Raw genomic sequence first — 15,041 nt, 5'->3', positions numbered from 1 at the left:
GCAGCCTCGCCGGGGCTCGACAGCTGCTACGCAGAGGGCTCCCTCAAGATGTGTAGATACCTATGCTGCGATGAGGCCCGAACAAGCGCTAGAGATTTAGCCCTTGAACACTTCATCCAACAGGTTATGCATCGACTGAAAGGCCCGCGCAGCGGTCTTCGCGTCGTACATCATCTTGCCAGGCATATTCGCATGCGGATCGGTGAAGGAATGCACCGCACCGCCGTAGCTCAGCAACTGCCAATCCACACCCGCCGCGTTCATTTCATCTTCAAACGCCGGCAGTTGCTCTTTCGGCACCAACGGGTCGGAAGCACCGTGCAGCACCAGCACTGAACCCTTGATGTTCTTCGCATCCGCCGGATTCGGCGTGTCGAGGGTGCCGTGGAACGATACCGCAGCCTTCAACGGCGCACCGGTACGCGCCAGCTCCAAGGAGCAGCAACCGCCAAAGCAGAACCCAAAGGTCGCCAACCTGGCGGTATCAACCGCCGCTTCGGTCTGGCCTTGCAACTGCTCGAAGGCCGCCTGCATGCGCTTGGTCAGCAACACGCGGTCATTCTTCAGCGGCATCATCGCTGCGCCGGCTTCATCGCCATTTGACGGGCGCACGGTTTGCCCGTACAGGTCGGCGATGAGCACCACGTAGCCCTTGCTGGCCACGCTTTTGGCGATCTCTTCGGCACCTGCACTCACACCCATCCAGTTCGGCGCCATCAGCAGGCCCGGCAACGGGCCTTTGTGGCTGGCATCGAATGCCAGGCGGCTCTCATAAGACTGGCCATCAATCTGATAGACCACGGAACGCACAGTGACTTGGCTCATCATTTTCTCCAGTTGAGGTGCAGTAGAACGAAAAAACCCGCCGAGGCGGGTTTTCTCTACAACGGTGTCAAACCGACAGTTCAACCAACAGCTTGTTCAGGCGGCGCACATAAGCGGCCGGATCTTTCAGGCTGTCGCCAGCGGCCAGGGCCGCTTGGTCGAAGAGGATGTGCGACAGGTCGCCAAAGCGCTCTTCATTCTGCTCTGCATCGAGCTTCCCGATCAGCGGGTGAGCCGGGTTGAATTCGAAGATCGGCTTGGAATCCGGAACCTTCTGGCCGCTCGCTTCGAGGATCTGGCGCATCTGCATGCCCAGGTCCGCCTCGCCGATGGCCAGGATCGCCGGGGAATCGGTCAGACGGTGGGAAACCCGCACTTCGCTGACAGCCTCGCCCAGGGACGCCTTGATCCGCTCAACCAGGCCTTCTTTAGCCTTGGCGACTTCTTCGGCTTCTTTCTTCTCTTCTTCGGAGTCCAGGTTACCCAGGTCCAGGTCACCACGGGCCACATCGACGAAGGTCTTGCCGTCGAACTCGCTGAGGTAGCTCATCAGCCACTCATCGATACGGTCGGTCAGCAGCAGCACTTCGATGCCTTTCTTGCGGAAGACTTCCAGGTGCGGGCTGTTCTTGACCTGGGCGTAGGTTTCGCCGGTCAGGTAGTAGATCTTGTCCTGACCTTCCTTGGCCCGTGCCAGGTACTCGGCCAGCGACACAACTTGCTCGCCACCCTCTTCATGAGTCGAGGCAAAACGCAGCAGGCCGGCAATTTTTTCCTTGTTGGCGAAATCTTCAGCAGGGCCTTCTTTCATGACCTGGCCGAAGTTTTTCCAGAAGCCTTTGTATTGCTCAGGCTCGTTCTTCGCCAGTTTTTCCAGCATGTCGAGCACGCGTTTGGTCAGCGCCGACTTCATGGAGTCGATGATTGGGTCTTTTTGCAGGATTTCCCGCGACACGTTCAGCGACAGGTCATTAGAGTCGACCACGCCTTTGATAAAGCGCAGGTACAGCGGCAGGAAGGATTCCGCCTGGTCCATCACGAACACGCGCTGCACGTAGAGCTTGAGGCCCTTCGGCGCTTCGCGCTGGTACAGGTCGAACGGAGCACGGGCCGGCACGTAGAGCAGCGAGCTGTATTCCAGCTTGCCTTCGACCTTGTTGTGGCTCCAGCTCAGCGGGTTTTCGTAGTCGTGACCGATGTGCTTGTAGAACTCCTGGTATTCCTCGTCCTTGATCTCGGTGCGAGGACGGGTCCACAGCGCGCTGGCGCGGTTGACCACTTCCCATTCCTGGGCCGGCGCTTCTTCGCCTTCGGCGGCCGCTTGTTCTTTCGGCAGCTCGATCGGCAAAGCGATGTGGTCGGAGTACTTCTTGACGATGTTGCGCAGGCGCCAGCCATCGGCAAACTCGTCTTCACCGTCTTTGAGGTGCAGCACGATACGCGTGCCACGGTCGGCCTTATCGATGGTAGCGATTTCGAACTCGCCCTCACCTTTGGATGACCAGTGCACGCCTTCACTGGCGTCGAGGCCGGCACGACGGCTGAACACTTCAACTTTATCGGCAACGATAAAGGCCGAATAGAAGCCCACGCCGAATTGGCCGATCAGGTGCGAATCTTTCTTCTGGTCGCCCGACAGATTCTTCATGAAATCAGCGGTACCGGATTTGGCGATGGTACCCAAGTGGGTAATCGCGTCTTCACGGCTCATGCCGATGCCGTTGTCTTCGAGGGTGACGGTCTTGGCGTCCTTGTCGAAGCTCACACGGATTTTCAGTTCGGCGCCACCTTCCAGCAACTCAGGCTTGGACAGGGCTTCGAAACGTAACTTGTCGACAGCGTCAGAGGCGTTCGAGATCAATTCGCGAAGGAAGATTTCCTTGTTGGAATACAGCGAATGGATCATGAGGTGCAGCAGTTGCTTCACCTCGGTCTGGAAGCCCAGGGTTTCCTTTTGAGTTTCCACACTCATGGTCATCAAACTCCAATTGGATGGCAGTGGCCGCGCCCTTGAGGGTTGGCGGCGGGTTGTCATCAAAGTTGGGGGCTAAGACCAGGATTTCAAGGGCGGCTCTGTTCCTCGATTTTGAAATGCGCACGAGCGGTGGCGATAGGCTCGGCCGCAGTGCTTTGCCAGGCGGTGATCGCCACGTTTGCCACTCGTCGGCCTTGGCGCCACACCTGGCATTTGGCGTAGGTGTCGCGAAATTGCCCGGCGCGCAGGTAATCCAAGGAAAAATCGATGATTTTCGGGATGCCTGGCGCACCGGTAAACACCAGCAGGTGCAGCGCCGCCGACAGCTCCATAAAGCCCGCGATCACTCCGCCGTGCAGCGCCGGCAATATTGGGTTACCAATATTGTCCTTGTTGGCCGGTAGCCGAAACAGCAATTCATCTCCAAGGCGGGTGCATTCGATGCCGATCAGTTTGGCGTAAGGGATCAGGTTGAGCAGCGCCTCGTAATCGCCGCGCGCATGGGCCTGCTCGAGGCGGGTCTTGAAACGGTGGGTCATGCCTGTTCTCCCTTGATCGTACTGCCCAGCCCTTGCGTGCCTTTGAGGCGCTTGCCCATGCGCATGAACGTACCCACCACATGGGCGATGGGTTGTTGCGGGTCATCCTGATAGGCGAAGCCACGGGTGAAGATCACGTCGGTGGTCACTCGATAGCATTGGGCGAAGCCATACACCGGTTGATGTGGCGCGGCGGGGTGCATGTAATCGACCCGCAGGTCGAGGGTCGGGCACACCTCGAATTCCGGCAATACACACAGGGTGGCCATGCCGCAGGCCGTGTCCATCAGGGAGGTCAGCGCGCCGCCGTGGATCACGCCGGTAGTGGGGTTTCCTACCAGATGCGCGGCGTAGGGCATGACAAGTGTGACGCCCTGCGCGTCGGCGTGATGAGCGGTAATGCCCAACACCTGACAATGGCGCAAGGCCGATACAAAGCGTGCCGCACGCGCTAGCAGGGGATTTTCAGTCATCGTGTCTGGACTCTTATTTGTATGGATACGCAGTATCGGTGGCGCGTGTGAAAGTTCCTGGGTGACTGTTTTTATATATCTTCGTAACAAAAGGAACTAATGCTGAACGGCCATGCTCGAAAGGCCAGTAGATATCTTCAATAAGGAGAAACACCCCATGCGCAAGACTTTAGCTATTTCCATGATGTTGGCCGCTGCCCTCGGTCTCGCTGCCTGCGACAAGAAATCCGAAGACAAAGCCCAAGACGCCGCAGCACATTCCGAGCAAGCTCAGAAAGATATGGCGAAGGCTCAGGATAAAGTGAACGACGCTGCGAAAGAAAACGCCGATGCTGCCAAAGCTCAGGCTGAATCGAACGCCGCCGCCGCAAAAGAAGCAGCACCTGCTACCCCTGCCACCGGTTCTTGAGACCGCGGCTTGAAATAGCTTTGCTGCAAGAAGAAAGCCCGCTTAGATAGCGGGCTTTCTTTTGTCTGGCATTTAGAGTTGAAGGCTTAACTAAGCCGCCTCTTTAGCCACTTCCGGCAACGGCGTATCGGTCTGCGTATACACCATCACTTGCAGTACGTCGGAATGAAACTCCCGGCGATACAGTACCAGCACCACCCCACTGCTCATCAACATGAACAACCAGGGGCTGACAAACCACGCGAGCATGGTCATGCCGAAGTAATAAGCGCGCAGGCCAAAGTTGAACTGGTTGGCGGCCATGGAGATCACCCGTGCCGCGCGCAGGGCAAATGCGTTGCGCTCCTGCTCCGACACGTGCCGCTCGCCGATCATCGGTGCCGAGCCCACCAGCACCGCTGCGAAATTGTACTGGCGCATGCACCAGCTGAACGTGAAAAACGCATAGACGAATACCAGCGCCAGGCACAGCAGCTTGATCTCTGACATGCCTTGGGAGGCCTGCTGCACCATGGGGATGTCTGCCAACAGCGACACCGCGCGCTCCGAGGCGCCGAGCACGGTGAGAATGCCGGCCAGGATAATCAAGGTGCTGGAAGCGAAGAACGAGGCGTTGCGTTCCAAGTTGCCGATCACACTGGCGTCGGCGATGCGGTTGTCGCGCAATAGCATGCGGCGCATCCAGTCTTCGCGATACAGATGCAGCACGCTGGCGAGGCATGCGGTGTCCCGGGCTTTCCAGGTAGCATAGCGGGTGTAACCACCCCAGCAGAGGACGAACCAGAGGGCAGCGAGCAGGTGGATCTGATTGGTTTCGACGAACGACATGTGGGTCCTGTCACACGGTGTGTGTGGATGTTAACGCAGTCTAAAGAGTTCCAACTTTAGAAGGTTGTTGTGTCATAAGCATAAAAAATGCCCCGTATCGATTGATACGGGGCATTTCAGTACTGCGCGAACGTGGGTTATGCGATCGCTTCGCTACGCTTGCCGAGCATACGGTCAATCACCACCGCCACGACCAACACCATCACCGAAGGCACCAGCCACGCCAGGCCCTGCTCGCTCAACGGCAAATTCGCCAACTGCGACGGCAACCAACCCACCAGGCCCGCACCCTTGAGCGCGTCGATGCAGCCAAAGATGAACGACACCAACATCACCGGGCCAACGATACGGCCCTGCTCTTGCCAGAAGTCTTTGCAGAAGCTCAGCGCCACCAGCACGATGCACGGCGGATAGATCGCGGTAAGTACCGGGATCGAGAACGCGATCAGCTTGGTCAGGCCCAGGTTGGACACGAAGAGCGAGAACAGCGCCAGGATCACCACCAGGGTCTTGTAGGACAGCGGCAAGACGCGGCTGAAGTACTCGGCGCAGGCACAGGTGAGGCCAACAGCCGTGACCAGGCACGCCAGGGAGATCAGCACCGCCAGGAAGCCGCTGCCCAGGGAGCCAAACGTGTGTTGCACATAGGCGTGCAATACGGCGGCGCCATTGGCAGCACCGGCGGCGACTTCATGGCTGCCCGAACCCAGGCGGAACAGGCTGACATACACCAGGGCCAGGCCCACACCGGCAATCAAGCCGGCGATGATTGCGTAGCGGGTGATCAGCTTTGGCGACTCCACACCACGGGAGCGAATCGCGTTGACGATCACGATGCCGAACACCAGGGCGCCCAGGGTATCCATGGTCAGGTAGCCATTGATGAAGCCTTCAGAGAACGGCGCAGCCACGTATTTCGGCGTGGCAACCCCCAAGTCTCCCGCCGGCAAGGCAAACGCTGCGATGCCAAGGATGGCCAACGCAATGATCTTCAGCGGCGCCAGAAAGCGACCCACGGTGTCCAGCAGTCGGCCTGGGTACAGGGAGACAAAGAACACCACCAGGAAATACACCGAACTGTAGAGGAACAGCGCCAACGGGCTTTCGCCGGTCAGCGGCGCCAGGCCCACTTCGAAAGATACGGTCGCGGTACGCGGGGTGGCGAACAGCGGCCCTACCGCCAGATACGCCGCCGCCGCCAGCAGGCCACCGGCGATCTTGCCGATCGGGCTGCTCAACGCGTCCATACCGCCGCCAACCTTGGCCAGCGCGATCACGGTGACCACCGGCAAACCCACTGCGGTAATCAGAAAGCCCAGCGCTGCCATCCAGACGTGAGGCCCGGACTGCAAACCAACGATAGGCGGGAAGATGATGTTGCCGGCGCCCACGAACAGGGCAAAGGTCATAAAACCCAGCGCCAGGATGTCCTGGCTTTTCAACACTTTCATTTGAGGAAATACCACACTACTGAATCGGAATTTAGAGAGGGATTCCCTATGGATGAGGGAAATACTGCCGGCCCTTATGGGAGCCGACCGGTCTAGCGCGCGGCTTCCTTTTGGGATGCGGGCGCATAAAGAGGCGGCTAGGGTACAGAATTGGGCTGACAAACGCACTGTTGCGGGGCGTACTGTCCGATAAGCGACATTTCTATGTCGCATTCATATATCTAAATGTTGGAATACAATCGAATGTGGGAGCGGGCTTGCTCGCGAAAGCGGTGTTTCAGCACCTGATTGGCTAGCTGATACACCGCTTTCGCGAGCAAGCCCGCTCCCACATTTTGATCTGCGCCAGTCGCGAATTCAGCTGTCCCAGAACGCACAAAGGCCACCCGAAGGTGGCCTTTGTGTGGGTGAAGCGTCAGTTAAGCGCGAGGCTTACTTGACAGCCCAACCGGTCAGCTCGGACAAAGCCTTGCCGATGTCTGCCAGCGAACGCACGGTTTTAACGCCTGCGTCTTCCAGGGCAGCAAACTTCTCGTCTGCAGTGCCCTTGCCGCCAGAGATGATTGCGCCAGCATGGCCCATGCGCTTGCCAGCAGGGGCAGTCACACCAGCGATGTAGGAAACAACCGGCTTAGTCACGTGTGCCTTGATGTAGGCAGCCGCTTCTTCTTCAGCCGAACCGCCGATCTCACCGATCATGACGATCGCTTCGGTCTTCGGGTCTTCCTGGAACAGCTTCAGGATGTCGATGAAGTTGGAGCCTGGGATCGGGTCACCGCCGATGCCGACGCAAGTCGACTGACCGAAACCGGCGTCAGTGGTCTGCTTAACAGCTTCGTAGGTCAGGGTGCCGGAACGGGAAACGATACCGACTTTGCCTGGCAAGTGAATGTGACCTGGCATGATGCCGATCTTGCATTCGCCTGGGGTGATCACGCCTGGGCAGTTAGGGCCGATCAGGGTAACACCCAGCTCGTCGCACTTAACTTTAGCGTCCAGCATGTCCAGGGTAGGAATGCCTTCGGTGATGCAGACGATCAGCTTGATGCCGCCGAAGGCTGCTTCCAGGATGGAGTCCTTGCAGAAAGGAGCTGGAACGTAGATCACGCTGGCGGTAGCGCCAGTGGTTTCTACGGCTTCTTTCACGGTGTTGAACACTGGCAGACCCAGGTGCTCGGTACCGCCTTTACCAGGAGTAACGCCACCCACCATCTTGGTGCCGTATTCAATGGCTTGCTGGGTGTGGAAACTACCTTGCGAACCGGTAATACCCTGGCAGATAACTTTGGTGTCTTTATTGATCAGGACGCTCATTATTTGCCCTCCGCAGCTTTGACAACTTGTTGAGCAGCGTCGGTCAGGCTGGTAGCCGCGATGATGTTCAAACCGCTTTCTGCCAGTACTTTAGCGCCCAGTTCAGCGTTGTTACCTTCAAGGCGAACAACAACCGGGATTTTAACGCCGACTTCTTTCACTGCACCGATGATGCCTTCGGCAATCATGTCGCAACGAACGATGCCGCCGAAGATGTTGACCAGTACTGCAGCGACGTTGGCGTCGGACAGGATGATCTTGAAGGCTTCGGTCACGCGTTCTTTGGTAGCACCACCGCCCACGTCGAGGAAGTTGGCTGGTTTGCCGCCATGCAGGTTGACGATGTCCATGGTACCCATGGCCAGGCCAGCACCGTTGACCATGCAACCGATGTTACCTTCCAGGGCTACGTAGTTCAGTTCGAACTTGGCAGCGTGCGCTTCGCGCGGATCGTCTTGCGACGGATCGTGGAAAGTCTTCAGCTTAGGCTGACGGTACATGGCGTTGGCGTCGATGTTGATCTTGGCGTCCAGGCAGTGCAGATCGCCGTCAGCCTTGATCACCAGCGGGTTCACTTCCAGCAGGGCCAGATCGTGATCCTGGAACAGTTTGGCCAGACCCACGAAGATCTTGGCGAACTGGGCAACTTGCTTGCCTTCCAGGCCCAGCTGGAATGCCAACTCGCGACCCTGGAATGGCTGAGCGCCAACCAGTGGATCGATAGTGGCTTTCAGAATTTTTTCTGGGGTCTCGTGAGCGATTTTCTCGATGTCCACGCCACCTTCGGTGGAAGCCATGAACACGATGCGACGGCTCGAACGGTCAACGACAGCGCCCAGGTACAGCTCTTTAGCGATATCAGTGCACGATTCAACCAGGATCTTGGTGACTGGCTGGCCATTGGCATCAGTCTGGTAAGTCACCAGACGCTTGCCCAGCCACTGCTGTGCGAAGGCCTTGGCGTCTTCTTTGCTGCGAACCAGCTTAACGCCGCCCGCTTTACCGCGACCACCAGCGTGGACCTGGGCTTTGACAACCCACTCGGTGCCGCCGATTTTGTCGCAAGCTTCTGCTGCTGCTTCCGGGGTGTCTACTGCGTAGCCCTTGGATACTGGCAGGCCGTATTCAGCGAACAGCTGCTTACCCTGATACTCGTGAAGATTCATGCTTTTTACCGTCTTCGTTAGGTACTGCGCATTCGGCGCTGCGCTCATTATGAGTGCCGCGCCACCTGTGACTGCTGCTTGCGCAACTTGCGGGGCTCAAGGCCCGTAAAGCTGCGCAAGACTGCGTCCAGCGGATATTCCGCGGTGAGTCTTGCGCGCAAGGCTCACGACGGGCAACTCCGCCGTGGTTTCTTATTATCTCGCTTAGCGCTTCTTCTTGTTGGCGATGTGGATGGCGCCGCCATTCACTGCCAACGCTGCTTCGTGCAACGCTTCGGACAGGGTCGGATGGGAGAAGACCATCATGCCCAGGTCCTCGGCACTGGTGCCGAATTCCATACCGATCGCGCCTTGCTGAACCAGTTCTGCAGCGCTTGGGCCAATCACGTGGACGCCCAATACGCGGTCAGTCTTGGCATCAGCGATGACTTTGACAAAACCACCGGTGTCGTTGGCTGCCATGGCACGGCCAGAAGCAGCAAACGGGAAGGTGCCGACGTTAACTTCAACGCCTTCAGCTTTCAACTGCTGTTCGTTCTTGCCGACCCATGCAATTTCCGGGTGGGTGTAGATAACCGATGGGATCAGGTCGTAGTTCATCTGGGTCTTGTGACCCTTGATGCGCTCGACAACCATAATGCCTTCTTCGGAAGCCTTGTGCGCGAGCATCATGCCGCGAACCACGTCGCCGATGGCGTACACGCCAGGCACGGTGGTAGCGCAGTGATCGTCAACGTGGATGAAGCCACGCTCGTCGATGTTCACGCCGCTGTCAGCTGCCAGCAGGTCGGTGGTCACTGGACGGCGACCAACGGCTACGATCAGCTTGTCGAATGTGATGGTCTGCTCGCCTTCTTTATCGGTGTAGGTCACAACGACTTCTTCGCCGTTGACCTTGGAACCGGTAACACGGGCGCCCAGTTTGATGTCCAGACCTTGCTTGGTCAGGGTTTTCAGGGCTTCTTTGGACACCGCGGTGTCGGCAGCCAGCAGGAACGTGTCCAGGGCTTCCAGCACGGTGACTTCGGAACCCAAACGGGACCATACCGAACCCAGTTCCAGGCCGATCACGCCAGCGCCGATCACGCCCAGACGCTTAGGAACCGATTGGAACTCCAGGGCGCCGGTCGAATCAACGATCACGTTCTGGTCAACTGGAGCAGGCGGGATGTCGATTGGACGCGAACCTGGGGCCAGGATTACGTTCTCGGCTTCGATGACTTCAACCGAGCCGTCTGGCTTGGTGATTTCAACTTTCTTGCCGGCCAGCAGCTTGCCGTGGCCTTGCAGGGAAGTCACGCCGTTGGCCTTGAACAAGGTGGCAACGCCGGAGGTCAGGCCTTTAACGATGTTGGCTTTACGGCCGACCATTGCTGGCACGTCCATGGTCACGCCAGCGTGGTTAATGCCGTGGATCGCGAAACCGTCTTGGGCTTCGTGGAATTTCCAGGAGCTGTCCAGCAGCGCCTTGGAAGGAATGCAACCAACGTTCAGGCAAGTACCGCCCAGCGCCAGTTTGCCTTCCTTGTCGGTGTATTTTTCGATGCAAGCAGTCGAGAGGCCCAGTTGTGCGGCCTTGATGGCGGCAACATAGCCGCCAGGACCTGCACCAATCACTACGACGTCAAATTTCTGTGTCATGAAAATAGATCCTCTATTTGCGACAAGCTTCTAGCCCCAAGCTGCAAGCCAAGCTGCTTTTTCCTACAGCTTGTAGCTCGCAACTTGAAGCTGCTTCAATCAGATATCCAGCAGCAGACGAGCTGGGTCTTCCAGCAGGTTTTTGATGGTCACCAGGAAAGTCACGGCTTCTTTACCATCGATCAGGCGGTGATCGTAAGACAGTGCCAGGTACATCATCGGGCGGATCACGACTTGGCCGTTGATGGCCATCGGACGCTGGATGATGTTGTGCATGCCCAGGATCGCGGCTTGTGGCGGGTTGACGATCGGCGTCGACATCATCGAACCGAAGGTACCACCGTTAGTGATGGTGAACGTACCGCCGGTCATCTCGTCGATGGTCAGCTTGCCGTCACGGGCTTTCTTGCCGAAGCCGGCGATACCGCCTTCGATTTCAGCCAGGCTCATCAGCTCGGCGTTACGCAGTACTGGAACCACCAGGCCACGGTCGCTGGACACGGCAACGCCGATGTCTGCATAGCCGTGGTAAACGATGTCGGTACCGTCGATCGAAGCGTTGACTGCCGGGTAGCGTTTCAGCGCTTCAGTAGCCGCTTTCACGAAGAACGACATGAAGCCCAGGCGCACGCCATTGTGGGACTTCTCGAACAGATCCTTGTACTTCGAACGCAGGGCCATGACTTCGGTCATGTCGACTTCGTTGAAGGTAGTCAGCATCGCCATGTTCGACTGTGCTTCAACCAGACGCTTGGCCACGGTGGCACGTACGCGGGTCATCGGTACGCGCTTCTCGGTGCGGTCGCCAGCGGCGAACACAGGCGCAGCGGCAGCCGGGGCAGCCGCCTTGGCAGGTGCGGCAGCTGGGGCGTTTTTCTTGGCTTCAACTGCAGCCACCACGTCTTCCTTGGTTACACGGCCGTCTTTGCCAGTGCCTTTGATGGACGCCAGGTTGATGCCGTTTTCCTCAGCCAACTGACGGGCAGCCGGTGCAGCGATTGGATCTTCGCCGCCTGCGGCCGGAGCAGCAGCGGGAGCCGAAGCAGCAGCCGGTGCAGCGGCGGCAGGAGCAGCGGCAGCAGCGCTGCCCTCTTCGATCGAGCCCAGCACTTGGTTCGACAGAACGGTAGCGCCTTCTTCGGCAACGATTGCGCCCAGTACGCCGTCAGCTTCGGCCAACACTTCCAGAACGACTTTGTCGGTCTCGATGTCGACGATCAGGTCGTCACGCTTTACAGCGTCGCCTGGTTTCTTGTGCCAGGTGGCAACGGTGCCATCGGCAACCGATTCCGGGAATGACGGGGCTTTGATTTCGATAGCCATTATCTGTGGGTCCTTAAAATTCGGTTTCAGTCAGCGCGAAGGCGTTAAACAGTGAAAGCATCTTGCAGCAGTTTTTCCTGCTGCTCGGCATGCATCGACGCATAACCACACGCAGGTGCAGCAGAAGCGTCACGACCGGCATATTCCAGGCCCAGGGCCTGCTTATGGTTACCGATGCTGCGACGCAAATGATGCTGGCTGCTGTACCAAGCGCCCTGGTTCATCGGTTCTTCCTGGCACCACACCACGTGAGTGAGGTTGGTGTAAGGCGCAATGGCCTCCATCAGGTCGTCTTCCGGGAACGGGTAAAGCTGCTCGATACGCACGATGGCGATGTCTTCGCGGCCTTCGGCACGGCGTTTTTCAAGCAGGTCGTAGTAGGCCTTGCCGCTGCACAGGACCAGGCGAGTCACTTTCGCCGAGTCCAGCGTATCGATCTCTGGAATAACGGTCTGGAACGAACCATCCGCCAGATCTTCCAGGGTCGAGATGGCCAATTTATGACGCAGCAGCGACTTCGGTGTCAGTACCACCAGCGGCTTGCGCAGCGGGCGGATCACCTGGCGACGCAGCAAGTGGTAGATCTGGGCCGGGGTAGTCGGCACGCACACCTGGATGTTGTGCTCGGCGCACAGCTGCAGGTAACGCTCCAGACGGGCCGAGGAGTGCTCCGGACCCTGACCTTCATAACCGTGTGGCAGCAGCATGGTCAGACCGCACAGACGGCCCCACTTGTGCTCGCCGCTGGTGATGAACTGGTCGATAACCACCTGGGCACCGTTGGCGAAGTCGCCGAACTGGGCTTCCCAGATCACCAGCGCTTGAGGCGTGGTGGTCGAGTAACCGTATTCGAACGCCAGTACGGCTTCTTCGGACAGGAACGAATCGTACAGGTCGAAACGTGGCTGGCCTGCGTACAGGTTCTGCAACGGGATGTAGGTGCCCGCGTCTTTCTGGTTGTGCAGCACGGCATGACGGTGCGAGAACGTACCACGGCCGATGTCCTGGCCAGTCATGCGGATCGGGTGACCTTCGAACGCCAGGGTCGCGTACGCCATGGTTTCGGCGTAACCCCAGTTGATCGGCAGGCCGCCGGCTTGCATCTTCTGACGGTCTTCGTAGATCTTCGCAACCTGGCGCTGAACCACGAAACCTTCCGGGATTTCCAGCAGCTTGGCGGACAATTCCTGCAAGGTCTTCAGATCGAACGACGTATCGTGACGCGCAGTCCAGGCGTGGCCCAGGTACGGACGCCAGTCAACGAACAACTCTTTGTTCGGCTCTTTAACCAGGCTTTTTACAACATGCAAACCATTGTCCAGCGCGTTGCGGTATTCATCGACTTTCGCCTGAACACGCGCATCGTCAACCACGCCGGCCTTGGTCAGGCTTTCGGCGTACAGCTCACGGGTAGTGCGCTGCTTGGTGATCTGCTGATACATCAACGGCTGAGTACCGCTTGGCTCGTCTGCTTCGTTGTGACCGCGACGGCGGTAGCAAACCAGGTCGATCACCACGTCACGCTTGAACTGCATGCGATAATCAATGGCCAACTGGGTCACAAACAGCACAGCTTCCGGATCATCGCCATTCACATGGAGGATCGGCGCCTGGATCATCTTGGCAACGTCGGTCGCGTACTCGGTAGAGCGCGCGTCCAGCGGGTTGCTGATGGTGAAGCCAACCTGGTTGTTGATGACGATGTGAACGGTACCGCCGGTCTTGAAGCCGCGGGTCTGCGACATCTGGAACGTTTCCAGGACCACGCCTTGACCGGCGAAAGCCGCGTCACCGTGGATGGAAATCGGCAGAACCTTTTCACCGGTGGTGTCATTACGACGATCCTGGCGAGCACGGACCGAACCCTCGACCACTGGAGAAACAATTTCCAGGTGGGATGGGTTGAAGGCCATGGCCAGGTGAACTTCACCGCCGGTGGTCATCACGTTGGACGAGAAGCCCTGGTGGTATTTAACGTCACCGGAACCCAGCTCAACCTTCTTCTTGCCTTCGAACTCGTCGAACAGCTCACGCGGGTTCTTGCCGAAGGTGTTGACCAACACGTTCAAGCGACCACGGTGAGCCATGCCGATCACGATTTCCTTGGTGCCGTAGGAACCGGAACGCTGGATCAACTCGTCGAGCATCGGGATCAGGCTTTCGCCGCCTTCCAGACCGAAACGCTTGGTGCCCGGGTACTTGGTACCCAGGTACTTTTCCAGGCCTTCGGCAGCGGTTACGCGCTCGAGCAGATGGCTACGCACATCTTCAGACAGCACCGGACGACCACGCACACCTTCCAGACGGTGCTGGAACCAGTGGCGTTGCTCGGAATCGGTGATGTGCGTGAACTCAGCGCCAATGGTGCGGCAATATGTCTGCTGCAACGCTTCGTGAATTTCGCGTAGGCTCGCCTCCTCTTTGCCGATGAACAGGTCGCCGGCACGGAAGGTCGTATCAAGATCGGCATTGGTCAAGCCGTAATGATTGATCGACAGGTCAGCAGGTGCAGGACGCTGCCAGAGCCCCAGCGGGTCAAGCTGGGCCGCCTGGTGGCCACGCATCCGGTAGGCCTGGATCAGTCGCAATACCTCAACTTGCTTCTTCTCGTGCTCACTGCTCACGCTGCCGGCGGAAACCGGTTGGGCGCGGCGCTGGTTCTTTGCCAGCAGCACAAACTGATCGCGAATCGTGGCGTGCGATACATCGGTGGCAGCGTTGCCGTCTGAAGACAACGTCTGAAATTTGGTGCGCCATTCTTCTGGCACAGCGTTAGGGTCGTGCAGGTAGAGCTCATAAAGCTCTTCCACATAGGCAGCGTTACCACCTGAAAGATAGCCGCTGTTCCACATGCGCTGCATCACGCTTTCTTGCATGCTTGGTCACCCTCGATTTGGGGACACCACCGGCGAAAACACCGAGTTTGCTTGCAAAAGGCCAAGTGCAGCGACCAAAACAAGCCACTTAGGATCACGCTGATAGTTCGGGTACCAACCCGAATGCCCCTGCTTGTCTCATTTCTTCAAAATAAGAGCCGCGGCTTTGTAAGTCGCTGCTCAAGTTAAAACTACGGCGCCGGTTGAAGCCTGCGCCGTAG

12 protein-coding genes are annotated in these 15,041 nt (G+C 58.1%); 1 reads left to right on the top strand and 11 read right to left on the bottom strand.

The features are described 5' to 3' along the window. Positions 1–96 precede the first annotated feature (96 nt). From JBO08_RS05470 to JBO08_RS05455, 4 genes are all read right to left on the bottom strand, one after another. Entirely contained in the window at positions 97–825 is a 729-nt protein-coding gene (locus JBO08_RS05470; protein WP_065882468.1) for a dienelactone hydrolase family protein, read from the bottom strand. Positions 826–892: 67 nt separating this feature from the next. Beyond that, complete coding sequence (htpG, locus tag JBO08_RS05465; protein WP_065872757.1) at positions 893–2,797, bottom strand: molecular chaperone HtpG; 1,905 nt, start codon at positions 2,795–2,797, stop codon at positions 893–895. Positions 2,798–2,886: 89 nt separating this feature from the next. After that, positions 2,887–3,339, bottom strand: a complete 453-nt coding sequence (locus JBO08_RS05460; protein WP_065882467.1) for a PaaI family thioesterase — start codon at positions 3,337–3,339, stop codon at positions 2,887–2,889. Then, positions 3,336–3,812 (bottom strand): PaaI family thioesterase, encoded by a 477-nt coding sequence (locus JBO08_RS05455; RefSeq protein WP_065872663.1) that lies wholly within the window; start codon positions 3,810–3,812, stop codon positions 3,336–3,338. Before JBO08_RS05455 ends, JBO08_RS05460 begins: the two co-directional genes overlap by 4 nt. A gap of 157 nt (positions 3,813–3,969) precedes the next feature. On the opposite strand from JBO08_RS05455, the gene JBO08_RS05450 reads away from it, so the two are divergent. Further along, positions 3,970–4,221, top strand: a complete 252-nt coding sequence (locus JBO08_RS05450) for a hypothetical protein (protein WP_012723095.1) — start codon at positions 3,970–3,972, stop codon at positions 4,219–4,221. Between the two features lie 90 nt (positions 4,222–4,311). On the opposite strand, the gene JBO08_RS05445 is transcribed toward JBO08_RS05450, so the two are convergent. The 7 genes from JBO08_RS05445 to JBO08_RS05415 all read right to left on the bottom strand — a co-directional run bounded on the left by JBO08_RS05445 (position 4,312) and on the right by JBO08_RS05415 (position 14,820). Continuing rightward, a complete protein-coding gene (locus tag JBO08_RS05445; protein WP_065872664.1) occupies positions 4,312–5,049 on the bottom strand; it encodes a DUF599 domain-containing protein in 738 nt (245 codons plus the stop codon). A gap of 137 nt (positions 5,050–5,186) precedes the next feature. Then, complete coding sequence (gene brnQ, locus JBO08_RS05440; protein ID WP_065882466.1) at positions 5,187–6,500, bottom strand: branched-chain amino acid transport system II carrier protein; 1,314 nt, start codon at positions 6,498–6,500, stop codon at positions 5,187–5,189. A 432-nt stretch (positions 6,501–6,932) separates the two neighbouring features. Continuing rightward, positions 6,933–7,814 (bottom strand): succinate--CoA ligase subunit alpha, encoded by an 882-nt coding sequence (gene sucD, locus JBO08_RS05435; protein ID WP_065872666.1) that lies wholly within the window; start codon positions 7,812–7,814, stop codon positions 6,933–6,935. Further along, a complete protein-coding gene (sucC, locus tag JBO08_RS05430; protein WP_060754516.1) occupies positions 7,814–8,980 on the bottom strand; it encodes an ADP-forming succinate--CoA ligase subunit beta in 1,167 nt (388 codons plus the stop codon). The genes sucD and sucC overlap by 1 nt, the downstream gene beginning before the upstream one ends. A gap of 204 nt (positions 8,981–9,184) precedes the next feature. Then, positions 9,185–10,621, bottom strand: coding sequence for a dihydrolipoyl dehydrogenase (gene lpdA, locus JBO08_RS05425; protein ID WP_065882465.1), 1,437 nt, complete (start codon positions 10,619–10,621; stop codon positions 9,185–9,187). A 99-nt stretch (positions 10,622–10,720) separates the two neighbouring features. After that, on the bottom strand, positions 10,721–11,944 hold the full coding sequence (gene odhB / locus JBO08_RS05420; RefSeq protein WP_065872668.1) for a 2-oxoglutarate dehydrogenase complex dihydrolipoyllysine-residue succinyltransferase: 1,224 nt from the start codon (positions 11,942–11,944) through the stop codon (positions 10,721–10,723). Positions 11,945–11,988: 44 nt separating this feature from the next. Continuing rightward, a complete protein-coding gene (locus JBO08_RS05415) occupies positions 11,989–14,820 on the bottom strand; it encodes a 2-oxoglutarate dehydrogenase E1 component (protein ID WP_220074442.1) in 2,832 nt (943 codons plus the stop codon). Between the last annotated feature and the right edge of the window lie 221 nt (positions 14,821–15,041).

The sequence above is a fragment of the Pseudomonas sp. LAP_36 genome (assembly GCF_019456785.1).
GTDB classification, from domain to species: Bacteria; Pseudomonadota; Gammaproteobacteria; order Pseudomonadales; family Pseudomonadaceae; genus Aquipseudomonas; species Aquipseudomonas tritici.
This window is presented reverse-complemented; position numbering and strand designations above follow the sequence as displayed.

What these genes read in the sequence shown, in the direction of transcription:
- JBO08_RS05450 (WP_012723095.1), top strand. Translation starts at nt 3,970, where the DNA reads ATGCGCAAGACTTTAGCTATTTCCATGATGTTGGCCGCTGCCCTCGGT.
- JBO08_RS05470 (WP_065882468.1), bottom strand. Translation starts at nt 825, where the DNA reads ATGAGCCAAGTCACTGTGCGTTCCGTGGTCTATCAGATTGATGGCCAG.
- JBO08_RS05455 (WP_065872663.1), bottom strand. Translation starts at nt 3,812, where the DNA reads ATGACTGAAAATCCCCTGCTAGCGCGTGCGGCACGCTTTGTATCGGCC.
- JBO08_RS05415 (WP_220074442.1), bottom strand. Translation starts at nt 14,820, where the DNA reads ATGCAAGAAAGCGTGATGCAGCGCATGTGGAACAGCGGCTATCTTTCA.
- brnQ (WP_065882466.1), bottom strand. Translation starts at nt 6,500, where the DNA reads ATGAAAGTGTTGAAAAGCCAGGACATCCTGGCGCTGGGTTTTATGACC.
- lpdA (WP_065882465.1), bottom strand. Translation starts at nt 10,621, where the DNA reads ATGACACAGAAATTTGACGTCGTAGTGATTGGTGCAGGTCCTGGCGGC.
- odhB (WP_065872668.1), bottom strand. Translation starts at nt 11,944, where the DNA reads ATGGCTATCGAAATCAAAGCCCCGTCATTCCCGGAATCGGTTGCCGAT.
- sucC (WP_060754516.1), bottom strand. Translation starts at nt 8,980, where the DNA reads ATGAATCTTCACGAGTATCAGGGTAAGCAGCTGTTCGCTGAATACGGC.
- htpG (WP_065872757.1), bottom strand. Translation starts at nt 2,797, where the DNA reads ATGAGTGTGGAAACTCAAAAGGAAACCCTGGGCTTCCAGACCGAGGTG.
- JBO08_RS05445 (WP_065872664.1), bottom strand. Translation starts at nt 5,049, where the DNA reads ATGTCGTTCGTCGAAACCAATCAGATCCACCTGCTCGCTGCCCTCTGG.
- sucD (WP_065872666.1), bottom strand. Translation starts at nt 7,814, where the DNA reads ATGAGCGTCCTGATCAATAAAGACACCAAAGTTATCTGCCAGGGTATT.
- JBO08_RS05460 (WP_065882467.1), bottom strand. Translation starts at nt 3,339, where the DNA reads ATGACCCACCGTTTCAAGACCCGCCTCGAGCAGGCCCATGCGCGCGGC.